The 24434-nt window shown below is 72.4% G+C and carries 25 protein-coding genes; 14 read left to right on the top strand and 11 right to left on the bottom strand.

Features of this window, described 5'->3' with window-relative positions:
• The first annotated feature begins 301 nt into the window (after positions 1-301).
• The 3 genes from CG736_RS09845 to CG736_RS09855 are packed head-to-tail and all read left to right on the top strand — an operon-like array spanning position 302 to position 2633.
• Complete coding sequence (locus tag CG736_RS09845; protein ID WP_100585794.1) at positions 302-1363, top strand: hypothetical protein; 1062 nt, start codon at positions 302-304, stop codon at positions 1361-1363.
• Between the two features lie 53 nt (positions 1364-1416).
• On the top strand, positions 1417-2019 hold the full coding sequence (locus CG736_RS09850) for a flavoprotein (protein ID WP_100585795.1): 603 nt from the start codon (positions 1417-1419) through the stop codon (positions 2017-2019).
• Positions 1998-2633 carry a class IV adenylate cyclase gene (locus CG736_RS09855; protein WP_100585796.1) on the top strand — a complete coding sequence of 212 codons (636 nt, stop codon included), beginning with the start codon at positions 1998-2000 and terminating at the stop codon, positions 2631-2633. Before CG736_RS09850 ends, CG736_RS09855 begins: the two co-directional genes overlap by 22 nt.
• Here CG736_RS09855 and CG736_RS09860 read toward each other — a convergent pair.
• Positions 2579-3925 carry an acyltransferase gene (locus CG736_RS09860; RefSeq protein WP_100585797.1) on the bottom strand — a complete coding sequence of 449 codons (1347 nt, stop codon included), beginning with the start codon at positions 3923-3925 and terminating at the stop codon, positions 2579-2581. The genes CG736_RS09855 and CG736_RS09860 overlap by 55 nt on opposite strands.
• 338 nt (positions 3926-4263) lie before the next feature.
• On the opposite strand from CG736_RS09860, the gene CG736_RS09865 reads away from it, so the two are divergent.
• Positions 4264-5829 (top strand): APC family permease, encoded by a 1566-nt coding sequence (locus CG736_RS09865; protein WP_100585798.1) that lies wholly within the window; start codon positions 4264-4266, stop codon positions 5827-5829.
• 170 nt (positions 5830-5999) lie between these two features.
• On the opposite strand, the gene CG736_RS09870 is transcribed toward CG736_RS09865, so the two are convergent.
• Positions 6000-6650: an NAD(P)-dependent oxidoreductase gene (locus CG736_RS09870; protein ID WP_100585799.1), complete on the bottom strand. Its 651-nt coding sequence runs from the start codon at positions 6648-6650 to the stop codon at positions 6000-6002.
• 433 nt (positions 6651-7083) lie between these two features.
• Here CG736_RS09870 and CG736_RS09875 point away from each other — a divergent pair, with 433 nt between their 5' ends.
• Positions 7084-7899 carry a serine protease gene (locus CG736_RS09875; RefSeq protein ID WP_100585800.1) on the top strand — a complete coding sequence of 272 codons (816 nt, stop codon included), beginning with the start codon at positions 7084-7086 and terminating at the stop codon, positions 7897-7899.
• A gap of 63 nt (positions 7900-7962) precedes the next feature.
• Here CG736_RS09875 and CG736_RS09880 read toward each other — a convergent pair whose 3' ends face one another.
• Entirely contained in the window at positions 7963-9378 is a 1416-nt protein-coding gene (locus tag CG736_RS09880; protein ID WP_232733902.1) for an aldehyde dehydrogenase family protein, read from the bottom strand.
• 64 nt (positions 9379-9442) lie between these two features.
• On the opposite strand from CG736_RS09880, the gene CG736_RS09885 reads away from it, so the two are divergent.
• Complete coding sequence (locus CG736_RS09885) at positions 9443-10105, top strand: TetR/AcrR family transcriptional regulator (RefSeq protein ID WP_100585802.1); 663 nt, start codon at positions 9443-9445, stop codon at positions 10103-10105.
• A 27-nt stretch (positions 10106-10132) separates the two neighbouring features.
• Here the strand turns inward: CG736_RS09885 and CG736_RS09890 are convergent, their stop codons facing one another.
• On the bottom strand, positions 10133-11128 hold the full coding sequence (locus tag CG736_RS09890) for a TIGR01777 family oxidoreductase (protein WP_100585803.1): 996 nt from the start codon (positions 11126-11128) through the stop codon (positions 10133-10135).
• A 108-nt stretch (positions 11129-11236) separates the two neighbouring features.
• On the opposite strand from CG736_RS09890, the gene CG736_RS09895 reads away from it, so the two are divergent.
• From CG736_RS09895 to CG736_RS09905, 3 genes are all read left to right on the top strand, one after another.
• On the top strand, positions 11237-11833 hold the full coding sequence (locus CG736_RS09895; protein WP_100585804.1) for a TetR/AcrR family transcriptional regulator: 597 nt from the start codon (positions 11237-11239) through the stop codon (positions 11831-11833).
• Entirely contained in the window at positions 11833-13473 is a 1641-nt protein-coding gene (locus tag CG736_RS09900) for an isovaleryl-CoA dehydrogenase (RefSeq protein ID WP_100585805.1), read from the top strand. Before CG736_RS09895 ends, CG736_RS09900 begins: the two co-directional genes overlap by 1 nt.
• A gap of 92 nt (positions 13474-13565) precedes the next feature.
• Entirely contained in the window at positions 13566-14051 is a 486-nt protein-coding gene (locus CG736_RS09905) for a membrane protein (RefSeq protein WP_043913757.1), read from the top strand.
• Here CG736_RS09905 and CG736_RS09910 read toward each other — a convergent pair.
• Together CG736_RS09910 and CG736_RS09915 are read right to left on the bottom strand one after the other, a co-directional pair.
• A complete protein-coding gene (locus CG736_RS09910) occupies positions 14020-14256 on the bottom strand; it encodes a DUF2277 domain-containing protein (RefSeq protein ID WP_043913756.1) in 237 nt (78 codons plus the stop codon). The two genes, CG736_RS09905 and CG736_RS09910, sit on opposite strands and share 32 nt — an antisense overlap.
• 159 nt (positions 14257-14415) lie before the next feature.
• A complete protein-coding gene (locus tag CG736_RS09915) occupies positions 14416-15075 on the bottom strand; it encodes a 4'-phosphopantetheinyl transferase superfamily protein (protein WP_100585806.1) in 660 nt (219 codons plus the stop codon).
• A gap of 166 nt (positions 15076-15241) precedes the next feature.
• On the opposite strand from CG736_RS09915, the gene CG736_RS09920 reads away from it, so the two are divergent.
• The gene (locus CG736_RS09920; RefSeq protein ID WP_198520421.1) at positions 15242-16606 is read left to right on the top strand and encodes a choice-of-anchor A family protein; all 1365 of its coding nucleotides are present in this window, start codon (positions 15242-15244) and stop codon (positions 16604-16606) included.
• A gap of 74 nt (positions 16607-16680) precedes the next feature.
• Here CG736_RS09920 and kynU read toward each other — a convergent pair whose 3' ends face one another.
• A complete protein-coding gene (gene kynU, locus CG736_RS09925; RefSeq protein WP_100585808.1) occupies positions 16681-17925 on the bottom strand; it encodes a kynureninase in 1245 nt (414 codons plus the stop codon).
• On the bottom strand, positions 17922-18749 hold the full coding sequence (locus CG736_RS09930) for a tryptophan 2,3-dioxygenase (protein WP_100585809.1): 828 nt from the start codon (positions 18747-18749) through the stop codon (positions 17922-17924). The genes kynU and CG736_RS09930 overlap by 4 nt, the downstream gene beginning before the upstream one ends.
• Before the next feature lie 165 nt (positions 18750-18914).
• Here CG736_RS09930 and CG736_RS09935 point away from each other — a divergent pair, with 165 nt between their 5' ends.
• Complete coding sequence (locus CG736_RS09935; protein WP_043913751.1) at positions 18915-19349, top strand: Lrp/AsnC family transcriptional regulator; 435 nt, start codon at positions 18915-18917, stop codon at positions 19347-19349.
• A gap of 7 nt (positions 19350-19356) precedes the next feature.
• On the opposite strand, the gene CG736_RS09940 is transcribed toward CG736_RS09935, so the two are convergent.
• Together CG736_RS09940 and CG736_RS09945 are read right to left on the bottom strand one after the other, a co-directional pair.
• Positions 19357-19995, bottom strand: coding sequence for a MarC family protein (locus CG736_RS09940; protein ID WP_100585810.1), 639 nt, complete (start codon positions 19993-19995; stop codon positions 19357-19359).
• A 17-nt stretch (positions 19996-20012) separates the two neighbouring features.
• Positions 20013-20330 (bottom strand): barstar family protein, encoded by a 318-nt coding sequence (locus CG736_RS09945; protein ID WP_100585811.1) that lies wholly within the window; start codon positions 20328-20330, stop codon positions 20013-20015.
• A gap of 118 nt (positions 20331-20448) precedes the next feature.
• On the opposite strand from CG736_RS09945, the gene CG736_RS09950 reads away from it, so the two are divergent.
• The 3 genes from CG736_RS09950 (at position 20449) to CG736_RS09960 (ending at position 23641) form a co-directional block, all read left to right on the top strand.
• The gene (locus CG736_RS09950) at positions 20449-21012 is read left to right on the top strand and encodes a DoxX family protein (RefSeq protein ID WP_100585812.1); all 564 of its coding nucleotides are present in this window, start codon (positions 20449-20451) and stop codon (positions 21010-21012) included.
• Between the two features lie 29 nt (positions 21013-21041).
• Positions 21042-21572 carry a hypothetical protein gene (locus CG736_RS36060; protein ID WP_157815498.1) on the top strand — a complete coding sequence of 177 codons (531 nt, stop codon included), beginning with the start codon at positions 21042-21044 and terminating at the stop codon, positions 21570-21572.
• 269 nt (positions 21573-21841) lie between these two features.
• Entirely contained in the window at positions 21842-23641 is a 1800-nt protein-coding gene (locus CG736_RS09960; protein ID WP_100585814.1) for a glycosyl hydrolase family 18 protein, read from the top strand.
• A gap of 110 nt (positions 23642-23751) precedes the next feature.
• On the opposite strand, the gene CG736_RS09965 is transcribed toward CG736_RS09960, so the two are convergent.
• Positions 23752-24315 carry a MarR family winged helix-turn-helix transcriptional regulator gene (locus CG736_RS09965; protein ID WP_100585815.1) on the bottom strand — a complete coding sequence of 188 codons (564 nt, stop codon included), beginning with the start codon at positions 24313-24315 and terminating at the stop codon, positions 23752-23754.
• Positions 24316-24434 lie beyond the last annotated feature (119 nt).

Genomic DNA, 24434 nt, shown 5'->3' on the forward strand with positions numbered 1-24434 from the left:
ACGGTGCCATGAAGCCTGTACCCGATTTCATGGTGAACCCAGTACCACCACTAGATCTTGATCCCGGCCTGTGGGCGGACCGCATCCCTGGTCGGCAGGTGGACCGGGCCTGCGGCCTGGATGGTCATGCGGGGAGCGTAGCCGGGCAGGCCCGGCCGGTCGACACGGCGTCACACCGGCTGCGCGTCAAGGGCGTTCAGGTTTGCGAACGGGTATTCCGTGCACGAAGTCTCTGTGCCATGATCATCCCGCCGGTCCGCGGCGACCGGCCACCGCGCTCCTCACGGAATCCGAGGCCTTCATGTCACAGCGTCGTTCGCCCCTGCACGCCCGCGCCGCGATGGTGGTCGCCACCGTGGCCGCCGCCACGCTGGGGACCCTCGTGGTGCCGGCCCAGGCCGAGACCGTGACCGCGGTCGAGAACGACCTCAACGGGGACGGCGAGGCCGACCTCGTCGTGGTGGGCAACCAGGGTTCGCTCGCCCCCGGTCTCTGGCTCGCGGCGGGGACGGCGGGCGGCGGGCTCGCCGGCACTCCGAGCAACATCGGGGCAGCCGGAGTAACGGGCGTGGGCGGGTCCAACCCGAGCCCCGCGGGCTACAACGGTCTGCAGGTGGTGGTCGGCCACTTCCGCTCCGGGTCGGGCCCCAACGACGTCCTGCTCTACGACCCGGCCCACGGACTGGGCAAGCTGCTCTACGGCACCGGCGACGGGTCTCCGCTCAACGAGTTGGTCGGCAAGGGGGTCCTCTCCGGCACCTTCACCTCGCGCACCACTCACGCGAATGCCACCTCCATAGCCAACGCCGGCCGGCTCTACACCACGGCGGCCCAGGGCGAGCCGAACCCCTTCCCGGCGCTGCTGAGCGTTCTCGACGGTGCGCTGTGGCTTCAGCCCACCTCGGCTCAGTCCGGCGGGTTCTTCCCGGCCGAGGTGGTTCTCGCCGACACCAACCCCGCCGGCACCGGCAACTGGAACGGCTGGAGCATCACGACGGCACTGGTCGACGACATGCCCGCCCTGTTCGCCCGCTCCGAGGCGGGCGGTCAGCTGTACTACTACAGCCCGGCCGCGCTGCTGAGCCTGACCCTCGGCAGCCCTGCCGCGCCGGTCCTGGTCGCCGCCCAGGGCTGGGACGCCGCGGCGAAGCCGGTCGTCCAGGCCGCGGACGTCGACCACGACGGCATCGTCGACCTGCGGGCGGTCGACCCGTCCGGCAACGCCGCCGCCTACCGGTTCGACGGGGCGACCCTCACCGCTCTGGGCAGCCACAACCTGCTCACCGGCGCGGACACGGCTCCGGGCGGGACCACGACGGCGCCCGGGCGGCACCCGCACAAGCCCGAGCCGCACAGGCACTGACGGCTCGCGGGAAGGGATTGCGGCGGCCGCCACCGGCCCGGTTGCATGGCGGGATGGAACGCAGCAGCGGGGCCGGGCGGCCGGTGGTGTACCTGTTCGGGGCGGGAGCGGGGGCGGTGTTCGGGCTGCCCGATGCTGTGCGGGAGGCCCGGGGGCGGGGGTGGGAGGTGGCGGTCGGGCTGACGCCGGTGGCGCGGGGGTGGTTGGAGGCGCTGCTGCCGCGGCTGGAGGAGGAGACCGGGTACCCGGTGAAGTCGGCGTACCGGTGGCCGGGCCAGCCGGATGTGCTGCCGGTGCCGGATGCGGTGCTGTTCGCGCCGGCGACGTTCAACTCCGTCAACAGTCTGGCGCTGGGCCTCACCACCTCCTGGGTGGTCGGTTATGCGGCGGAGGCGCTCGGCAAGGGCATCCCGGTGCTCGTGATGCCCTGCGTCAACACGGCGCTCGCCGCGCATCCCCAGTTCGCCCGCAGTGTGGCGACCCTGCGCGAGGCCGGCGTGCACGTCCTGCTCGGCGAGGAGGGCTTCGTGCCGGATGAGCCGGGCGTCGGCGACGCCCGCCCGTACCCGTGGGACGCGGCCCTGCGGGCGGTGGAGCGGGTGTTGGGCGAGCGGGGAGCGGGGGCTGAGCCGGCGTGGCGATCGAGGCGGAGCTGAAGGCCCGGGTGCGGGAGCCGGAGCGGCTGGTGGCGGGATTGTCCGCGTGGGCGGGGGCGGCGGGGCGGGTGGAGGTGTACCGGGACGTGTACTTCGACCGTCCGGGTGGGGAGTTGACGGCGGGCGGGACCGAGCTGCGGGTGCGGACGGTGACGGGGGAGGCCGGGGCGCGGACGGTGCTCACGTACAAGGGGGCGGCCGTCGACGAGGCGTCGGGCTCGAAGCCGGAGACCGAGACGGCGGTGGCCGATCCGGTGGCGCTGCGGGCGATCCTGCGCGGCAGCGGCCTGGTCGAGACGGTCGCGTTCGAGAAGCGCTGCCGGAACTGGGAGCTGCTCCTGGACGGCCGTCCGCTGCTGGCGACGGTGGTGGAGGTGCCGGAGCTGGCCGGGGTGTTCCTGGAGGTGGAGACCCCGGCCGGCGACGAGGCGGAGCTGCCGTCCGCGCCGGCGGCCGTCCGGCTCGCGCTGCGCCGGCTCGGCGTCGCGGACGCGGACCTGACCACCGAGCTGTACACGGACGCCGTGGCCCGGGCGAGGAGCCGGGTCCGACGCGGAGCTCAGAGCAGCTTGCGCGGACCGACGGCGGGAAGCGGGTCGGACGGCTCGCGGTAGGCGTGCAGCAGGTCGTGCGCGCCGCGCAGCGTCGCGGCGAGGCGGGTGGGGAGGACCACCGTGTAGAGCAGCCCCTCGCCGCCGGGGCCTTCGACCAGCCAGGAGCTCCACGGCAGCTGGAGGGTGGCGGCGGGGCTGAAGGCGATCGGGCGCAGGCCGGTCAGCGGGAGGTCGTGCAGTCCGAGGCGGCACCAGCTGGAGAGGGTGAGGGTGCGCCGCGCGGGGTCGAAGCCGACGGGGACGCAGTCGGCGATCCGGTCCCGGCCGATGCGCCGCAGGAAGTTCAGGTTGCTCCGGGTGGAGAGGTGCTTCCCGGTGAACTCCTCGACGGCGGTGCGCAGCTCGGCGGCGTACCGGGCGGGGGTGGTGCCGGGCCGCCAGGGCAGGCGGATCTCGCCGAGCAGGTTGCCGAGGGCGCCGTCGGGCAGGCCGAGCGGGCGGCGCAGGTTGACCGGCATGGTGAGGGTCTGTTCCTGGTCCCGGTGGCCGTCGAGTTCGCGCAGGACGTGCATCAGGTGGGCGCAGAGCGCGTCGTTGACGGAGAGCGGGCGGCCGGCCTCGGCGGCGAGGGCGGCGCGCAGGCGCTGGGTCTCGGCGGGGGCGAACCAGATCTGCGCGGTGCGGTTGGCGAGGCCGGCGGCGGCGACGGTGCGTCGCAGTTCGGCGGCCTCGGCGGGTTCGGGCAGCCGGAGCGAGGGGACGCCGCTGTCCTCGGCGGGAAGGTGGGCGTCGAGCTGGAGTTCGCGGTCGGCGGTGGGGGCGAGGGCGGGCGGTTCGGCGCCCTCGGTGCAGGCGGACCAGGTGCGCAGCAGCAGGGCGAAGGTGTGCATGTCGCCGACGGCGTGGTGCCAGGAGATGCCGAGGGCGCAGGTGCCGTCGGTGAGGAGGTTCAGTCGGACGGTGAGCAGCGGCAGGGGTTCGCGCCGGGCGTCGGTGGCCCGGACGTGGTCGACCAGGCCGCTCGCGGGCAGTGCCATCCGGTCGAACGCCTCGGTGAGGGTGTGGGGCGCGTCGGCGACGGTGAAGGGGACGCCGGAGTCGTCGGTGTCGATGAAGAGGTCGCCGTCCGCGGCGGTGCGCAGGCGGCCGGCGAATTCGGGCAGCCGGGCCAGGGCGCGGGCGAGGCCGGTGGCGAGGGCGTCGGCGTCGAGCGGCCGGTCGTAGAAGAGGACCACGGAGACCGGAAGGTCGGCGAGCAGCAGGTCGCCGACGGAGCAGCGGACCGGTCCGGGGCCGGGTCGTCCGGCCCGGACGGTGCGGATTTCGGTGTCGGACGTCAGTGCGCCGGTCATACCGGTCCCCTCCCTGGAGTGACGGGGGAACCATAGGGGCCCGCGGGCGGGAGAAACCAGAGGTGTTCGAACGGTTGCTGACGTGTCGTCCGGGCCGCCGGTTCCGTTCCGGGCAGGTATGTGGTGTTTCTCATACTGATGCCCGAAAGGGCCGGAACGGGGTGATGTGCGGTTTTCGTCCCCGGGTGAAAGGCCGTTAACAGAGCTGAAATAAAGGCAATCTCACCCAAAGGATCATGTAATCAACGGAAACCAAGCCTACCAGCGGATGAAACGCAGGCGAACGGTCGGCTTCTGCCGTGGTCTGCTGCGGAAACAGTGGGGGTTACGGTTCCCGCATGGTTCAGCTCGACAATCGCCCGGGAGCCGGCGCCGACGTCGCCACCGGCTCGGACGCCCCTGGCGGCGTCCGCTCAAAGGGCCTCAACAGCAATTCGGTAGGTCTGCTCGGCAACGCCGTGATCGGCGTCTCCACGGTCGCCCCGGTGTACTGCCTGACGACGACGCTGGGCACCACCGTGGCCGCCGTCGGCCTGCAGATGCCGGCCCTCTTCCTGGCCGGCTTCCTGCCGATGATGCTGGTGGCCTTCGCCTACCGGGAGCTGAACAAGGCGATCCCCGACAGCGGCACCTCCTTCACCTGGACGGTGAAGGCGTTCGGCCCGAAGATCGGCTGGATGTGCGGCTGGGGCCTGGTGATCGCCACGATCATCGTGCTGTCCAACCTCGCGGGCGTCGCCACCGAGTACCTGTACCTGCTGCTCGGCGAGATCACCCGCAGCGACTCGGTCACCGCGCTCAACGACAACAAGCTGGTGCACGTGGTCACCTGCCTGGCGCTGATCGCGATCGCGACCATGATCAGCTACCGCGGCATGACCGCCACCAAGGGCGTCCAATACGCCCTGGTGGGCCTTCAACTCGTCGTCCTCGGCCTGTTCGGCGTGATGGCGATCGTCAAGGCCACCGGCCACGGCGCCGCCGGGTCGCTGCACTTCTCCTGGAGCTGGCTCAACCCGTTCGCGGCCAGCTCCTTCACCGCGTTCGTGGCCGGCCTGTCGCTCTCGCTGTTCATGTACTGGGGCTGGGACGCCTGTCTGAGCGCCAACGAGGAGACCGGCGGCAGCGACAAGACCCCCGGCCGCGCCGCGATGCTCGCCATGGTGGTCCTGGTCGGCTCCTACCTGTTCACCGCCGTCGCGGTGCAGATGTACGCGGGCGTCGGCACCACCGGCACCGGTCTCGGCAACCCCGCGACCTCCTCCAACGTGCTCGCCGTGCTGGCCGGCCCGGTGATGGGCCCGGTCCTCGGCGTGCTGCTGTTCGTCGCGGTGCTGGCCTCCGCCTCCGCCAGCCTGCAGACCACCTTCATCCCGGTCAGCCGCACCGTGCTGGCGATGAGCGTGTACGAGGCGCTGCCGTCCTCCTTCACCGAGGTCAACGAGCGCTACAAGACCCCGGGCCGGGCGATCATCACCGCCGGCGTCGGCACCGGCGCGTTCTACACCGTGATGACCATGGTCAGCTCGCACGTGCTGGCCGACACCATCGCCGCGCTGACGCTGATGATCTGCTTCTACTACTCGCTGACCGCCTTCGCCTGCGCCTGGTACTTCCGCGGCGACTTCCGTAACTCGGTCCGCGACGCGGTGCTCAAGGTGATCTTCCCGCTGATCGGCGGGCTCACCCTGGCCGCGATCTTCAGCAAGTCGCTGGTCGACATGATCGACCCGTCCTACGGCAGCGGCAGCTCGGTGTTCGGCGTCGGCTCCGTCTTCGTGGTCGGCGCGGGCCTGCTGGCGCTCGGCCTGGTCGTGATGGCCGTGATGACCCGCCGCAGCCCGGCGTTCTTCCGCGGCGAGGTGCTCACGCGTGAGACCCCGGCCCTGGTCATCCCCGACTGAGCCGAAGCAGGGGCTGCGCCGACCGGGGCGCGGTGGACTGCGCGACAAGCGCAGGCCTGTCCGTCAGGTCGCGATCAATGGCAGGTCCTTGCCCGCGTCGCGATCCTGCGGTCGGCGCCCTCCGCTTCGCGCAGTTCGCCGCGCCCCGGTGTGTTCCGCGTCGGCCGCCGTCAGTAGGCGACGGTGAAGCGCTCGCCGATGTGCTTGGGCTGCTCGATCTCGTCGACGAGGGCCACCGCGTAGTCCTCGGTGGAGATGCGGCTCTCGCCGTCGGCGCCGATCAGCAGGTCTTCGAGGGCCTCGCGGTAGACGCCGGTGCGCTCGCCGGGGGCGATGGTGCCGGCGGGGGAGAGGTTGGTCCAGCGCAGGTCGGTGACGGTGCGGAGGAAGTCCAGGGCGTCGCCGTGGGCGTGCATGATCTGCAGCAGGAACTCCGGCAGGCCCTCGGTGTCCCACACCTGCTTGCCGTCGGGGGTGCGCAGGGAGCCCGCGCCGCCGACCGTGACGAGTCGCGGGGTGTCGGTGCCGAGCGTGCGCAGGCCCGCCACCAGGGACTCGAAGGACGGGGCGATCAGGGCCTGGTGGCCCGGTCCGTCGCCGCCGCCGACCGCGCTGACCACCACGGCGGAGCCCTTGGCGTGCTCGGCCACCGACGCCGGGTCCAGCACGTCGCCGACCGCGACGGTGAGCGCCGGGTGGGTGACCGTCAGCTTCGCGGGGTCGCGCACCACGGCGGTGACGGTGTGGCCGCGGCGCAGCGCCTCGGCCAGTACGCGGGAGCCGATGGTGCCGGTGGCGCCGTACAGGGTGATGGTGCTCATGGGGGTGTCTCCTCTTGCCGTTTTCCGTCTGCTGTTCGACCGTACGGCGGGTGTCTGCGGGTCGGCGAGGTGCCGGGCCGACAGGCCGTGGTGAAAAACGGACAGCGGGGGAGAGGGGCAGTCGAGGCGGACGAGGGGGCCGTGGCCGGCGGTCACGATGGCGGCCAGGTCGGCGAGGCCGAGGGCCGGGCCGAGGCGGGTGCGGGTGAGCTGCGGCGCCGGCGCTGGTCGAGGGGGCCTCGCGGAGCGGGCCGCGATCGTCGACACGGTGCGCACCCAGTTGTGCCTGATCACCCTGGGGAGGCGTCACTGGGGGGCGAGTTGACGAACTGTTGAGGGAATTTCGGGCATGCGATGACTCTTGACATCGTGTCATGGGCGCGCCAATTTAGGGGAACTCCAGTGGGACCCCACACCCCGAGAGGCAACCCTCATGAAGAAGCCGCTCATCGGCGCGCTCGGCACCGTCCTGCTCGCCGGGACCGCCCTGGTCACCGCGACCCCGGCGTCCGCCGTCACCGTGAACCTGGCCGGGACGGTCGCACTCAGCAACTGCTCCGGCTCGCTGATCCGGATGCCCGGCTCCGTGGACACCGACCCCGGCCTGATCCTCACCAACGGCCACTGTCTGGAGACCGGCATGCCGGCCGCGGGGCAGGTGATCACCGACAAGGCGTCGACCCGCAGCTTCACCCTGCTCAGCGGCAGCGGCAGCAGCCTCGGCACGGTGCGCGCCAACCGGATCGTCTACTCGACGATGACCGACACCGACATCACCATCTACCGGCTGAGCACCACCTACGCGAGCATCAAGAAGACCTACGGGATCTCCCCGCTGACCATGTCCACCACCCACCCGGTGGCCGGCAGTGCGATCAAGGTGCCTTCCGGTTACTGGAAGACCATCTACTCCTGCAACGTGGACGGCTTCGCCTACCAGCTCAAGGAGGGCGGCTGGACCTTCAAGGACTCCGTCCGCTACACCTCCGGCTGCAACATCATCGGCGGCACCTCCGGCTCCCCGGTGGTCGACGTCAACAGCGGCCAGGTCGTCGCCGTGAACAACACCATGAACGAGGACGGCCAGACCTGTACGTTGAACAACCCGTGCGAGGTCGACCAGAACGGGGCGGTGACCATCCACCCCAACATCGGCTACGCCCAGGAGACCTACACCATCCCGAACTGCTTCGCCCCGGGCAACGTGTTCGACCTGACTCGGGCAGGCTGCGTGCTGCCCCGCCCGTAGCCGAGCCCGCCCCGCGCGCAGCCACCCGCGTACCCCTCCGCGGGTGGCTGCGCGCGATCGGCGTCACATGAAGCGGCGCAGCAGCCGGGACTTGCCGGACGTGAACGGCGGGTAGGCGAGCCGCAGGGTGTCCAGCGCCAGCGGCTTGGACAGCACCGCCTTGGTGTGGCTGAACGTCTCCACCGAGAGGCGGCCGTGGTAGCCGCCCTGGCCGCTCTCGCCGACCCCGCCGAACGGCAGCCCCGGCACGGAGAGGTGGGCGTTCGGGATGCCGAAGGCCAGCGCCCCCGAGGAGGTCTCGGCGGTCAGCCGGCGCCGGGTCTGCGCGGAGGACGTGAAGGCGTACAGCGCCAGCGGCTTGTCCCGGGCGGTGATGAACGCGATCGCCGCGTCCAGGTCGGGGACCCGGACGATCGGCAGCACGGGGCCGAAGATCTCGTCCCGCATCACCGGCGACTCCGGGTCGACGTCGGCCAGCACCGTCGGCGCGAGGTAGCGGGTGGCGCGGTCGTGCTCGCCGCCGGCGACGGTCCGCCCGTCGGCCAGCAGCGCCGTCAGCCGGTCGAAGTGGCGCTCGTTGACGATCCGCCCGTAGTCCGGGCTGCCGGCCGGGTCCTCGCCGTACATCTCCCGGATCGCGGCGGCCAGTTCGGCCTCCAGCGCCGGGCCGGTGTCGCCGATCGCGAGGACGTAGTCGGGGGCGACGCAGGTCTGGCCGGCATTCATGAACTTGCCCCAGACGATCCGGCGGGCCGCGGCCGCCAGGTCGGCGCCGGGGTCGACGACCGCCGGGCTCTTGCCGCCCAACTCCAGTGTCACGGGCGTGAGATGACGGGCGGCGGCGGTCATCACGATCCGGCCGACCGTGCCGTTGCCGGTGTAGAAGACGTGGTCGAAACGCTGCTCCAGCAGGGCGGTGGTCTCCGGCACGCCGCCCTCGACCACGGCCACGGTCTGCGGGTCGAGGACCCGCGGCAGCCAGTGGGCGAGCGTCGCGGAGGTGGCCGGGGCGAGCTCGCTGGGCTTGACCACCGCGCAGTTGCCCGCGGCGATCGCACCGACCAGCGGGGCCAGCGCCAGTTGCAGCGGATAGTTCCACGGGCTGATCACCAGCACCGTGCCCAGCGGCTCGCGCACCGTACGGGCCCGGGCGGGCGCCAGCGCCAGCGGCACCGAGACCCGGCGCGGGCGCAGCCAGCGGGCCAGGTGGCGCAGGGTGTGGTCGATCTCGTTGACGGTGAAGCCGATCTCGGTGAGGTACGCCTCGGTCGGGCTCTTGCCGAGATCGGCCTTCAGCGCGGCCGCGAACACCTCCTCCTGCTCGACCAGCAGGCGGCGCAGCGCGCGCAGTTGGGCCTTGCGCCAGGCGAGCGGCCTGGTCCGGCCGGTGGCGAAGGCGGCGTGCAGGCGGGCGACGGTGGTGGCGGCGTCGGCGGGGTGGGGCGCGGTGGGCGTGGAAACGCCGGTGGAAGCGTTCATGCCGTTGAGCATAAACGAAACGAAGTGATTTCGTTTCGTTTTGCGCCCGTCGTAGGCTGAGGCCATGACCCGCACCGCACCCCCCGCCTCCCCGGACGACCCGCGCACGCTCCGGCGGCCGGCGGCCGAGACCGCGCCGCGAAGGGGCCGCCCCCGCGACGCCGCGCGCGACCGGGCCATCCTGGACGCCACCCTGGCCGTCCTCGCCGAGAGCGGCTACCGGGCGCTGACCACCGCCGCGGTCGCCGCCCGCGCGGGCGTCTCCACCGCCACCCTCTACCGCCGCTGGTCCTCCAAGGACGAGCTGGTGATCGCCGCCGCCGCCACCCACGTCGAGGACGTCCGCACCCAGCCCGACACCGGCACCCTGGCGGGCGACCTCCGGGTCCTGCTGCGCGACAAGGCCGCCGCGCTCACCGGCGAGGCCGGCCGCCTGATGCAGGCCCTGGTCGGCGAGGCCGCGCAGAACACCGCCCTGGCCGACGCCCTCACCGCGGCGTTCCTCGAACCCGTCCACCGCCGGGTCGGCGAGGCCGTCCGGCGGGCCGCCGAACGCGGCGAGATCGACTCCGTCCCGGACGCGGACCTGCTCGGGGCGGTGGTGGTCGGGCCGCTGATGAGCCGCTTCCTGCTGATGCCGCGCCCGGACCAGGTGGACGCGGCGACGGCGCAGGCCACTGCGGACCGCTTTCTGCCGTTCGCGCTGCGAGCTGTCGGGGCGAGCTGACGGAAGGGGCCCGAGGCGGCGGAACGCTCAGCGCCCCGCTGGCCGTCGGTGCTCCTGGCCCCGCCGCTCCCCGGGCCCCTGATCGCGGCCCCTGACTGCCCGGACCAGGGCGGCGGCCGTTTCGGGCCAGCGGGTGTGGTCGAAGCGGAAGCCGGCGTCCAGCAGTCGGCCGGGGGTGACCCGGCGGCTCTTGAGCAGCAGTTCGGTGTCCGAGCGGAGGGCGAACGCGCCGAGTTCGGCCATCCAGCGGGTCGCCGGGAGGCCCACCGGGATGCCCCGGGCGGTCCGGATCGCGTGCATGAAGTCGCGGTGGGGGACGGGGTTGGGGGCGGCGAGGTTCACCGGGCCGGAGAGGTCCTCCCGGGCGGTCAGGAAGTCGAGCGAGCGGACCAGGTCGCGGCCGTGGATCCAGGACATGTACTGGGCGCCGCCCGCGATCGGGCCGCCGAGGCCCAGGCGCGCCAGGCGCAGGACGAGGTCGAAGGCTCCGCCGCGTTCGGGGCTCATCACCATCGCGGTGCGCAGCGCGACCTTGCGGGTCCGCGGGGTGTCCGCCTCCTCCTGGGCGCGTTCCCAGGCCTTGGCGATCTCGACGCTGTAGGCCCAGTACGCAGGGACGCCCGGTTCGGCGCCGCCGAGCTGGCCGGTGGCTTCGTCGTTGGGGGCGTCGAAGCGGTGGGCGTAGATGGTGGCGGTGCTCATCTGGAGCCAGGTCCTGGGCGGTCGGGCGGCGCCCGCGATGGCCTCGCCGACGATCCGGGTGGAGTCCACGCGGGAGTCCATCATGGTCCGGAGGTTGGCCGGGGTGTAGCGGCAGTCGACGCTCCGTCCGGCGAGGTTGACCACCAGGTCGCTGCCGTCGACGGCCGCGGCCCAGGGGCCGAGGGTGCGGCCGTCCCAGTGGATCTCCCGGCCGCGGTCCGGCCCTCTGGTCAGGATCAGCACTTCGTGGCCGGCGGCGGTCCACTCGCGTTCCAGCAGTCTGCCGACGTGCCCGGTGCCGCCGGGCAGCACGATCTTCATGGAAGCCCTCCCTCGGTGTCTCCGGGGTTGAGCCTAGCGAAAAGTGAACACGTTCAAAACCTGTCGCAGGCCTTTCTGAAGAGCTGAATCGGTGCTTCAATCCTTGGTATGGCCTATCGACGCACCGCCGCCGTCCAGGCCCGGCTCGACGGTCAGCGCGAGGCCGTCCTGCGGGCCGCCGTCGCCCTGCTCGCCGAACGCGGCTACGCCGGCTGCTCGATGGCGGCCGTCGCCGACCGGGCCGGTATCGCCACCGGCAGCATGTACCAGCACTTCGACGGCAAGGCCGATCTCGCCGTCACCCTGTTCCGCACCGTCTGCGGCCGGGAGATCGCCGCCGTCACGGAGGCCGCCGAGCGGGCCGCCGACCCGCTGGACGGGGTCGCGGCAGTGGTCTCCACGTTCGCCGCCCGTGCGCTGAAGTCGCCCCGGCTGGCGTACGCGCTGCTCGCCGAACCGGCGGACCGGGTGGTCGAGGCCGAACGCCTGGTGTTCCGGCGGGCGTTCCGGGACTTGATCGCCGGCCGGATCGACCGGGCCGTGGCGAAGGGGCAACTCCCCGTCCAGCGCGCCGAACTGACCGCCGCCGCGATCGTCGGCGCGGTCGGCGAGGCGCTGGTGGGGCCGCTCACCGACGGGCAGCCGCCGGAGACCGTCCTGCCCGAGCTCGTCACCTTCACCCTGCGCGCCCTGGGAGGGCACTGATGGCAAGCACGCACGAGGTCACCAACCAGGTCCCCGACCCGTACGGCCACGACGTCGCCGAGGACCCCACCCTGCTGGCCGCCCTGGACCGGGCCGGCGCCGGCTGGGCCGCGGACGAACTGCACGCCCTCGGCCGCCTGGCCGGCACCGAGCAGGCCGCCGACTGGGCCCGGCTCGCCAACGACAACCCGCCGGTGCTGCACACCCACGACCGCTACGGCCACCGCGTCGACGAGGTCGAATTCCACCCGTACTGGCACGAGTTGATGCGCACCGCCGTCGAACACGGCCTGCACGCCGCGCCCTGGCAGGACGAGCGGCCCGGCGCGCACACCGCCCGCGCCGCCAAGTTCTACGTCTGGGGGCAGGTCGAGGCCGGGCACACCTGTCCGATCTCGATGACGTACGCCTCGGTGCCCGCCCTCCGCACCAGCCCCGAACTCGCCGCCGCCTACGAGCCGTTGCTGGCCGCCCGGGAGTACGACTTCGGGCTGCGCGAGCCGCACGGCAAGCGCGGGCTGATCGCCGGCATGTCGATGACCGAGAAGCAGGGCGGCTCCGACGTCCGCACCAACACCACCCGCGCCGTCCCCGCCGGCGACGGCACGTACCGGCTGGTCGGCCACAAGTGGTTCACCTCCGCCCCGATGTCCGACCTGTTCCTGACGCTGGCCCAGGCCCCCGGCGGGCTGTCCTGCTTCGTGCTGCCCCGGGTGCTGCCCGACGGCAGCCGCAACGCGCTGCGTCTGCAGCGGCTCAAGGACAAGCTCGGCAACAAGTCCAACGCCTCCTCGGAGATCGAGTACGAGGACGCGGTCGGCTGGCTGGTCGGCGAGGAGGGCCGCGGCGTGCGGACCATCATCGAGATGGTCAACATGACCCGCCTGGACTGCACCGTCGGCGCCGCCTCCGGGATGCGGTACGGCGCGCTGCGCGCCCTGCACCACGCCACCCACCGGCGGGCGTTCGGCAAGGCGCTGGTCGAGCAGCCGCTGATGCGCAACGTGCTGGCCGACCTGGTGGTCGAGTCGGAGGCCGCCACCGCGATCGCCATGCGGCTCGCCGAGGCCACCGACCGGGCGCTGGCCGGCGACCAGCAGGAGGCCCGGTTCCGCCGCCTGGGCCTGGCCGTCGCCAAGTACTGGGTGTGCAAGCGCGGCCCCGGGCATGCCGCCGAGGCCCTCGAATGCCTGGGCGGCAACGGCTACGTCGAGGAGTCCGGGATGCCCCGGCTCTACCGCGAGGCGCCCCTGGTGTCGATCTGGGAGGGCTCCGGCAACGTCGCCGCCCTCGACGCGCTGCGCGCGATGGCCCGGCAGCCCGAGTCGGTGGCCGCCGTGTTCGCCGAACTCGACGCCGCGAGCGGACTCGACCGCCACTTCGACACCGCCGTCGCCGACCTCCGCAAGGACCTCGCCGACCCCGACCACCTCGAATACCGCACCCGCCACCTGGTCGAACGCCTCGCCCTCACCCTCCAGGCCGCCGCCCTCCTCCGCCACGGCCACCCCGCCGTCGCCGAGGCCTTCACCGCCACCCGCCTCGCCGGCCGCTCCGGCCTCGCCTACGGCACCCTCCCCACCGGCCTCGACACGCAGGCGGTCCTCTCCCGGATCCCGTCCCTCCCGACCGGCGCGTGAGCCCCCGCCGGGGCCCGGCAGGGCCCCGGATAAGCGCTGCTAGCGTGGCGGACGATTTCTTTCCGGTGGTTTTTCGAAGGGTTGCGGCGGCGATGGCCAAGTTCCTGCTGAGTCTGCATCTGGTGGTCGCCGTGCTGGCCGTCGGTCCGGTCGCGGTGGCGGTGAGCATGTTCCCGCGGAAGGCGAAGGCCGCCCTGGTGGCGGGGCCCGAGCAGGCGACGGCGCAGGCGTCGGTGCGGTTGCTGCACCGGATCAGCAACATCTACGCGCTGATCGGGATCGCGGTGCCGCTGCTGGGCGTCGGTACGGCGCAGGCGATGCACGTGCTGGGGAACGGCTGGCTGATCGCGTCGATCGTGCTGACGGCGATCGCGGCGGGTGTGCTGCTGCTGTTCGTGCTGCCCGGTCAGCAGGCCACCGTGGACGCGCTGGACGCGACCGAGAACCAGGAGGCGGAGACCACCCGGGCCACCGGCATGCTGAAGATGCTGCCGATGACCGCGGGGCTGTTCAACCTGCTGTGGGTGGTCGTGCTGGTGCTGATGGTCATCCGGCCGGGGTCGACGAACGGGGCGTGACGCCGCGCACCTCCAGCCCGGCCAGCAGTTCGGCGGTGGCGGCCGCGACGGCGGCCACCGCCGCGTCGAACACCTCCCGGTTGTGCGCGGCGGGCGCCCGGAACCCGGAGATCTTCCGGACGTACTGGAGTGCCGCCGCGTGCACGTCCTCGGGGGTGGCGTCGGGCGTCATCGGCGGGCGGAGCGTCTTGATGCTTCGGCACATGCCTCCAGTCTGCTCCGCCCCGCCGACAACGGGCCGGGCCGCTCTCAGCCCGGTGCTACGGCTCCACCGAGCGGGACGGCTGCCGCCCCGACTCCCGGGCGCTGCCGGTGGACGCCGAGAAGCCGGGCACCGCACCCGAGCCGGCGGAGCAGCGGCGGTTCAGAGCTCGCCGAGCGTCGTCGGCAGGGTGGCCGCCGCCGTGAACACCACCTGTTCGGTGGTGAGTTCGAGGTAGTGCAGGTCGCCGTGCCGGTGCTGGGCGGGCGGGTCGAGGGGGAGTGCGGACAGGTCGATTTCGGGCAGGCTGTCGAGGGTGGCCCGCCCGAGCTTGATCAGGGCTTCCTTGCGGACCCACTGGCGGAGGAACGCCCGGGTCGGGTCGGGGTGGTCGCGGATGAGCGCGGCCTCGGCGGGGCTGAGCACGTGGCTGAGCGAGGCCGGGTCGGTGGTGCGCGGGCCGAGGTGTTCGACGTCCACGCCGATCGGGACGGGGCCGGCCGCGGCGGCGATGACCCCGCCGGTGTGGGACAGGCTGAGGTGGGTGCCGGGGCGGTCGGTGAGCAGGGGCCGGCCGTGTCCGGTGCGGCCGCAGCCGGGGCACTGCTGGCCGAAGGCGACGTCGGCGGGGTCGATGCCGAGGTGCGCGGCCGCGCAGTACCGGACCAGCAGGTGGGCGGCGACGTAGTCGTCGCGGTCGGCGGGGCGGCGGAAGCGGTCGGCGCGTTCGCGCTCGTAGTCGGCGAGCAGCCGTTCGTCGGCGTCCGGCCGGGCGAGGACCTCGGCGGTGGTGGCGAGCAGGGCGAGCGGATGGTTCGACACGGGTCTCCTTGTCCAGGCGGGCGCCGTCATCGGTGCACCAGCAACTTAGTCCGTTCGAGTGATCTTTCTGCGCGTCAGTTGTCAGACGGTCGGATTTTTCCGCTAACACCACTTTGCTGGCCGGGGTTCGCTGTCTGCTGACCCACCGTCAACGAAAGGGGTGTCCGTGCGACACGGCGCTCGTCCCAAGAACCGGCTGGTCCGGTATGCGGCGGTGGCGGCCCTCGCCGCCGCCCCGCTCGTCACACTGGCCTCGATCGGGCAGGCGGACCAGCTGGCCCCGCCGCTCGGTCCGTGCGTCGGCGACTGTCCGAACCCGTTCCCGGTGCCGGTGCACAACGGCCCGCCGGCGGGCACCGACGACACAATCAACGTCTTCGTCGGCGGCAACTACACGGTGGAGGGCCGGGCCGCCGAGGTCGAGGGGAAGGTCGTCACGGTCAAGGACCTGACCGTCGACAAGAACGGCGGCGGCCTGTTCAACATGGGCGTGGTCGGCGTCGGCTCCCAGGTCGCGCCGCCGCCCGGCACCGACCACGTGACGGTCGGCGGCGCCGTCGACGTCGTCACCGGCAACCGGGTGCAGATCGGCGGCGGCGACCCGGCCCGCTGGGGCAACCTGGCCTACGGCACCACCGAGAGCGGCATCATCGAGTTCTCCGGCCCCGGCGCGGCGCGCCAGGACCCGGCGGCGATCGACCCGTTCCTCGGCCTCACCACGGTCATCAAGGACGACTCGACCTGCATGGCCGAGCAGACCGCCACCGGCACGCTGAGCGTCGAAGGCAACCTGTACACCTTCACCGGCGACGGCCACAGCATGCGGCAGATCTTCAACGTCGACCGGAACATCGGCAGCGACACGGCCGCCGCCGACCTGGTGTTCGCCGGCATCCCGGCCGGCGCGACGGTGATCGTCAACATGGTCGGCCCGGACCCGGTGCTGATCCGCACCAACACCGGCTCCGGCTTCCCCGGCGACCAGCTCACCGACATGCAGCCGCTGCTGATGTGGAACTTCCCCACCGCCGCCGACGCGACGGTCAGCGGCAATGCCCAGTTCCAGGGCTCCATCATGGCGGGCAACGCGGCGGGCACCGTCACGCTGTCCAACCCGGGCACCAACGGCCGCGTCTACGTGGCCGGCAACCTGGTGCAGACCGGCACCTCCGGGTCGGAGATCCACGCCTACCCGTTCAACGGCGACCTGCCGACCTGCGGGCAGAGCCCGTCGCCCTCGCCCTCGCCGTCGCAGAGCGAGAGCACCTCGCCGTCGCCGTCGCCCTCGGCGAGCGAGTCGGAGAGCCCTTCGCCGTCGCCGTCCGAGAGCGGGGGCCCCGAGCCGTCGGAGAGCGTCGAGCCCACCCACGGCGAGCGCCCGGAGCCCGGGCAGAGCCACCGGCCCGGTGGCGGGCTGGCGAACACCGGTAGCAGCCTGGTCGCCCCGCTGGCCGGCGGCGCCGCGGTGCTGCTCGGCCTCGGCGCGGCGGCCGTGACGCTGGCCCGTCGCAACCGCGGCCGTCGCCACTGACGCCCCGCGGCCGAACCGCCGAACGGCCGGAGCCCCCACGGGCCCCGGCCGTTCGGCCTGCGGTCGACGCGCCGTCAGGTGACGTCGCCGCGCCGGGCGAACCGGTCCTGCCGCCACTCCCCGGAGGCCAGCACCTCGCGCAGCGCCGTCGCCGCGTCGTGCACGTCCGCCCGGGACAGGTACAGCGGGGTGAAGCCGAACCGCATCAGGTCGGGCGCCCGGAAGTCGCCGATCACGCCGCGGGCGATCAGCGCCTGGACGATCCGGTGGCCCTCCGGGTGCCGCAGCGCCACCTGGCTGCCGCGGCGCTCGTGCTGACGCGGCGTCACCGGCTCGACGTCCAGATCGGCCGTCAGCTCCAGGAACAGGTCGGAGAGTTCCAGGCTCTTGGCGCGCACCGCCGCCGGATCGGCCAGCTCCCACACGTCGAGCGAGGACTCCAGCGCGGCCAGGCCGAGCACCGGAGGCGTCCCGGTGAGGAACCGGGTGATGCCCTCGGCGGGCCGGTAGCCCGGCTCGAAGTCGAACTGCCGGGCGTGGCCGAACCAGCCGGTCAGCGGCTGCCGGGCCGCCGCGTGGTGGCGCTCGGCCGCGTACAGGAACGCGGGCGCGCCCGGCCCGCCGTTCAGGTACTTGTAGCCGCAGCCGACCGCGAAGTCCACGTCGGCCGCGTCCAGTCCGATCGGCAGCGCCCCGGCGGTGTGGCACAGGTCCCAGACGGCGAGCGCCCCGGCCCGGTGGATCCGCCCGGTGACGGCCGCCATGTCCAGCAGCTCGCCGGTGCGGTAGTCGACGTGCGAGAGCAGCACCACCGCGGTGTCCGCGTCGAGCACCGCGTCCAGCTGCGCCGCCGAGTCCACCAGCACCGGCCGGGCGCCCGGGTGCAGCCCGGTCAGGCCGTCCGCGATGTACAGGTCGGTGGGGAACGCGTGCCGCTCGGCGACCACCGCGCCGCGCCCGGGGCGCAGCCGCAGCGCGGCGCCGAGCACCTTGAACAGGTTGACGGAGGTCGAGTCGCAGACCACCACCTGCCCGGCCGCCGCGCCCAGCAGGTGCGCGCCGAGCCGGTCGCCGAGCCGCCCGGGCTGGTGGAACCACCCGGCGTCGTTCCAGGACCGGATCAGCCCGGCGCCCCACTCCTCGGCGACCACCTTCGCCAGGTGGCCGGGCGTACGGCGGGGCAGCGCGCCGAGCGAGTTCCCGTCGAGGTACAGCACGCCCTCGGGCAGTTCGAAGTGCTCGCGCAGCGGGTGCAGCGGGTCGGCGGCGTCGCGGGCGACGCAGTCCTCGCGGGTGGGAGCCGCGGTGTGAGTTGTCACAGTTCGTTCCTGACGGACCACAGTTCGGGGAAGACGTCCTGGTCGGCGGAGTGCTTCAGCCAGCTCAGGCCGGAGGAGCCGCCGGTGCCGGGCTTGCCGCCCATGGTGCGCTTGACGGCGGAGTAGTGGCGCTGGCGCCAACGGGTGACCCGCTCGGCGGTGTCGAGCAGCGCCTCGCCGAGCCGGGCCAGGTCGGCGAGCGCCGGGTCGGTGTACACGGCCCGCCAGGCGGCCTCGACGGCGTCGTCGTGGTCGCGGCGGGCGGCGGCGGGGGCCGCGGGTATCTCCAGGCCGCGGCGGGCCAGCACGGCCAGCGCCTCGTCGTACAGGCTGGGGGTGCGCAGCTCGGTGAACAGCTCGTCGTACTCGGCGGGGGAGTCCTGGTACATGGTCAGCAGGCGCTCGCTCTTGTTGCCGAGCAGGAACTCCAGCCGCAGGAACGCCGAGGACTGGAAGCCGGACGCCTCGCCGAGCACCGGCCGGAACGCGTTGAACTCGGCCGGTGTCATGGCGGCCAGCAGGTCCCAGGAGGAGACCAGCACGTCCTGCGCGTGCAGTCCGCGGCGCAGCGCGTCGCGGGCGGCGGTCAGGTCGTCCTCGCGCAGCGCGGCGCGGGCGGCGGTCCACTCGCGGTGCAGCAGGTCGAAGAGCAGCTCCATCACCTGGGTGGCGACGATGAACGTGTACTCCGCGGGCTCCGCGGAGCGCGGCTGCTGGAGCGCGTGCAGCTCGGTCAGGTGCACGTACTGCGCGTAGGGGGTGGACGTGCCGCCCTTCTGGTCGCCGCCGAAGGTCAGGTGGGGCCGGTGGGTCTGCCCGGTCATGGCCGGTACCTCCTGGTTCCGCCCGCTCCGGGGTGCGGCGGGCGCCACCATTGTGCGGCGCGACGGCCTGCTCTTGAATGGGCGTCGTAGCCCGGTTGGCGGCATTGGCCTGCCGTTCGCAAGGTGCTGCGCCCCGATCGCCTGACGAACGCAAAGGAGCCGCCGATGGACGCGGTGGACCGGCTGCTGCTGGCCGAACTCCAGGCCGATGCGCGCCTGTCGTACAACGAGCTGTCCCGGCGGGTGAACCTGTCGCCGCCGGCGGTGGCCGAGCGGGTGCGCCGGCTGGAGGCGGACGGGGTGATCACCGGCTACCACGCGCACCTGGACCCGGCGAAGGCCGGGGCGGCGGTGATGGCCCTGGTGACGGTGCAGTGCTACGGCCCGCGCTGCGTGCTGCGCGACCCGGAGGTGGCGCACTGGCCGGAGGTGTTCCAGCTGCACCGGGTGACCGGCGGGGCGTGCTGCGTCCTGCTGGTCGGCGTCCCGGACATGCCGGCCTTCGAGCGGTTGACCGACCGGCTGGGCGGCTACGGGCAGCCGACCAGCTCGATGATCCTCTCCAGCCCGGTGCCGTGGCGGGCGATCCGGGCGTCCTGACGGGATCTCAGTAGCCGTTCTTGGACGGGGCCAGGTGCACGCCGAGGCTCTCCAGCCCGTACAGGAACATCTCGACGCCGACGGCGGCCAGCAGCAGGCCGAGCAGCCGGGACAGCACCTCCAGCGAGGTGCGCCGGCTGGCCCGCAGCAGCGGGGCGAGCAGCAGGACGGACACGCAGTCCACGGCGATCACCGCGACGTACATGGCGGCGACCGTGGAGTGCCATTCGAGGGTGTCCCGGGTGAGCGACTCGACCAGCAGCGCGGTGATCGCCAGCGGGCTGGCCACGTACGGCAGCAGCAGTTCGCGGATGCCGTCGGCGAGGGGGTTGTCGAGGTGGCCCTCGCTGCTGCCGCCGCCGAGGTGGACGCCGAGCACCAGGGCGACGGCGTAGATGAAGAAGATCACCCCGCCGGCGATCTGCAGCGACTGGTCGGAGATGTGGAACAGCGCCGCCATGACGTCCGCGGTGTACGCCAGCACCAGGCCGACCACGGCGGCGACCACCGAGGACACCAGGGTGAGTTTTCGCAGTTCGGCCGGGGTGCGGCTCTGGCTGAGCTGGGCGAAGGCCAGCAGCACCTTGGGCGGGCCGACCACGGCGAAGAAGGTGACGAAGACGGTGCTCAGGTTGATCGCCGACATGCGCCCATGATGGGCGGTCAGCGCAGCCGGACGGTGACGCCACCCTGGCGCAGGACGTCGAGGACGGCGTCGAAGTAGGAACGCTCCTCGTCGTCGGGGCCGATCACCCGGCGGGTGAGCCCCTGGGCGGAGACCAGGGCGTGGCGCCAGATCAGCACGTACGGCGGCTCGGGGGTGAAGCCGCCGCGCAGGACGTCGGCGAGGGCGTCGAGGTTCTTGCCGTAGTAGTCGCCGGGGGCGTGCACGGCGCGGCCGAGTTCGGCCCAGAAGCTCGGCTCGTCGGTGACCCGGTCGCCGTGCAGGACGTACTCGGGCGGCTGCGGTGCGGTGGGCATCGGGAGTCTCCCTGCGGGGTGGGTCGGGTCGCCCGGATGGGTTCGCCGGGTCGAGCGGGGCCGGTGCGCACGCTGGGATGGGCCCTACGGTCTTCTCTTCACACCCAGGGGCAACACCATGTCCAGTCTGCACCGCAAGGATCTCGGTCTGTTGGCACTGCGCTCGGTCGTCGGCGGTGTCCTGTTCGCGCACGGCGCGCAGAAACTGTTCGGCTGGTTCGGCGGCGGCGGCCCGGAGGCCACCGCCCAGGCCATGGAGCAGATGGGCTTCGAGCCGGGCGAGCGCAACGCCCTGGCGGCGGGGCTGGGCGAGGCGGGCGGCGGTGCGCTGCTCGCGGTGGGCCTGGCCACCCCGGTGGCCGGGTCGGTGGTCGCCGGGACGATGGCGGGCGCCATCGCGGTGCACTACCCGGCGGGCTTCTTCGCGCACGGCGGCGGCTACGAGTACCCGGCGCTGCTCGGCGCCTGCGGCCTGGTGCTGGCGGTCTCCGGCCCGGGCGCCTACTCGCTGGACGCGGCCTCCGGGCACGCGCTGGGCCGCCCGTGGGTCGGTGTGCTGGCGTTCGCGGCGAGCGCGCTGGGCGCCGTCGCGGTGGTGTCGCGCCGTCAGGACGCGATGCGCAGGCGGGAGGCCCGGGCCGCGGACGAGGCGGCGGGCGAGAACGGCACCGGGCTCTCCTGAGCGCCGCGACGAGACAGGGAGATTCACTGATGGAGCGACAGATCCGGGTCGCCGCGGGCTGGACCGCGGCCGTGCTGGTGGGCGCTGCTGCGCTGGCCGGCTGTACGTCGAGCGGAAAGCCGGCCGGAACGGCGTCCTCGGCGCTGGAGGGCGGCAAGTCGGCGGTGGCCTCGGCCGCGGAGTCGGCGCTGGGGTCGGCCACCGCCGCGATCGGTTCGGCGGCGGCCTCGCTGGGCGCCTCCGCGCAGGCCGCGGCGTCCTCGGCGCTGGCGAGCGTCAAGGGCGGGCTGAACGTGAAGGGCGACGTGGCGCTGGGGTCGGTGACCACCGAGTCGGACGGCAAGCTGTCGGTGCCGGTGACCGTCACCAACCACGGTTCCCAGGCGGGCAAGTACACGATTCAGGTCAACTTCGACGACGCGTCGGGGAACCTGCTGGACGCCACCGTGGTCACGGTGCCGGAGGTGGCTGCCGGGGCGACTGCGCAGGCCACGGCGCACAGCAATCGGTCGCTGAACACTCCCGTGACGCCTGTGGTGGCGAATGCGCTGCGGTACTGATCGGTCACCGAACCTTAAGCGGGGCGTAAGCGTCAGATCCCGCTCTTGACGGCCGAGTTGGTCTAGTCCATTTTACTTGGCAGGTGCAGGGAGCCCCTGGGCCGGCGCCGGTGGTTCAGACCACCGGCGCCGGTTCGGCTTATCCCGTACCCGGCGTTTTTGCAGGCCAACGCTCGATTCCCCCTGTCATGCCCCTGGCTGTGCGGCCCCACCTCGCACGGTTCGTATCCGGGTTTGTCAGGACCCCCACAACCAGGAGTCACGCAGCCATGCTTCGTACCGTTCCCCAGTCGCCCTCGCGGCGGCGCCCCAAGGGCTGGGCCGCGCTCGCGGCCGGCACCGCGGCGTCCCTGCTGCTCGGCGGCACCCTGGCGCTGTCCGGCGGCACCGCCCAGGCGGCCCCCACCAACTCGACCGGCGCGCCCGCCACCAGCGGTGGCATCAAGGTGGCCTACTTCGACCAGTGGTCGATCTACACCAACGGCTACTACCTGAAGACCATGAACGACACCGGCGCCGCCGGCAAGCTCGACTACCTGATCTACGACTTCGGCAACATCGACCCCACCAACCTCACCTGTTTCGAGGCCAACAAGGCCGCGTCGCAGAACGAGGACGACCCCAACGCGGGTGACGGCGCGGGCGACTCCTTCGCGGACTACCAGAAGAGCTTCGGCGCCGACATCTCGGTCGACGGCGTGGGCGACACCTGGAACCAGCCGATCGTGGGCAACTTCAACCAGCTGAAGAAGCTGAAGGCGAAGAACCCCAACCTCAAGGTGCTGCTGTCGATCGGCGGCTGGACCTACTCGAAGTACTTCTCGGACGCCGCGGCCACCGACGCGTCCCGCAAGAAGTTCGTGTCCTCCTGCGTCGACCTGTACATCAAGGGCAACCTGCCCGTGCAGGGCGGTTACGGCGGCCCCGGCACCGGCGCCGGCATCTTCGACGGCATCGACATCGACTGGGAGTACCCGGGCGGCAACGGCCACACCGGCAACCACTCCTCGCCGAACGACAAGCAGAACTTCACCTCGCTGCTCGCCGAGTTCCGCAGCCAGCTGGACGCCCAGGGCAAGACGGACGGCAAGACCTACAACCTGGCGGCCGCGGTCGGCGCCGGTCAGGACAAGATCAAGTACGTCGAGACCGACAAGATCGGTCAGTACCTGACCTTCCTCGACATCATGACGTACGACATGCACGGCGGTTGGGAGGCCAAGGGCCCGACCAACCACCAGGCCCCGATCTACACCAACCCGAACGACCCGATGAACCCGCTCCCGGGCGGCAACGGGAAGTACTCGCTGGACAACGCCATCAAGGCGTACACCGTGGGTGACCCGCAGTACGGCATCGCGGGCGGCTTCCCGGCGAAGAAGATCAACGTCGGCGTCCCGTTCTACTACCGCGGCTGGACCGGCGTCACCGCCGGCAACAACCACGGCCTGTTCCAGCCGGCGACCGGCCCGGCGGCCGGCGGCTCCTACTCGGGCAACGTCGCCGGCATCAAGATGTACAAGGAGCTGAACGGCTTCGTCGACAACCCGTCCTACACCTACTGGGACGACGCCGCGAAGGCCGCGTACTTCTACGACGGCACCACCTTCTGGTCGGGCGAGAACGCCCAGTCGATCCAGGCCAAGCTGGACTACGCGCACTGCAACGGCCTCGGCGGCTCGTTCGCCTTCTCGATGTACGACCTGGGCACCCAGACCGCGCTGTTCGACAAGATGGTGACCGCGACCAACGGCTCCGCCGCGAACTGCCCGGCCGCCCCGAACTCCCCGTCGCCGTCGGCCTCCGCCTCGCAGTCGGCCAGCCCGTCGCCGTCCACCTCGGCCTCCTCCTCGGCCTCGGCGTCCCCGTCCTCCTCCGCCTCCCCGTCGCAGTCCGCCACCTCCGGCACCTGCTCCGGTGCGCCGAGCTGGAACGCGGGCACCGTGTACGCCACCGCCACCAAGGTCTCCTGGAAGGGCCACTACTACACCAACAAGTGGTGGACCACCGGCGAGGACCCGAGCCTGAGCGGCCAGTGGGGCACCTGGACCGACAACGGCGCGTGCTGAACCCCGGCTGACCGGCAGTAGCCCTTGAACGCGAGGGGCGCAGGGAGATCACTCTCCCCGCGCCCCTCGTCGCGTTTCCCCGGCCGCCGCCTTCCCGCCGCAGCGGCGGGTCAGCAGGTCAGGTCGTCGGTGCGGCCGAGGGCGTCCGGCTGGGACTCCTCGATCCGGCGCAGCATCCGGGTCAGCGTCGCGGCCAGCTCGGGACGGTCCTCGCCGGGGACGTCCTGGAGCAGGTCGCCCTCGAAGACGGCGGCCATCCGCATCAGCTCGATCCACTTGTCGCGGCCGATCGGGGTGAGCTCGATGATCACCCGGACCCGGTTGGCCTCGTCGCGATCGCGGGTGACCAGGCCCTCGGCGACCATCCGGTCGATCCGGTGGGTCATCGCGGCCGGGGTCAGGCCGAGCCGCTTGGCGAGCTCGCCCGGGCCGAGCCGGTACGGGCTGCCGGCGAACACCAGCGCCTTGAGCACCTCCCACTCGGCGTTGGTGATGCCGAGGGTGGCCAGCTGGCGGCTGTAGGCCACGTTCATCCGGCGGGAGAGTCGGGAGAGGGTGGAGACGATGGTCTCCACCTGGGGATCCACGGTGGGGAACTCCCGCTGGTAGAGGGCCACCTGTTCGGCGATGCCGAGTTCGGTGGCGGAGTCGGGCTCCGCTCTGCGTGCGCTCATACGGTCATTGTTCCACGCATGGTGCAGCTGTTAAGCCTTTGACTCGTTAAGGTTTCTATGCGTAGACTTTAGGTCTGAAATCTTACGGGGTAAAGCGAGGGCCGCAGGGCCTGCTTTCG

The organism is Kitasatospora sp. CB02891, assembly GCF_002803145.1.
Taxonomy (GTDB): Bacteria; Actinomycetota; Actinomycetes; order Streptomycetales; family Streptomycetaceae; genus Kitasatospora; species Kitasatospora griseola.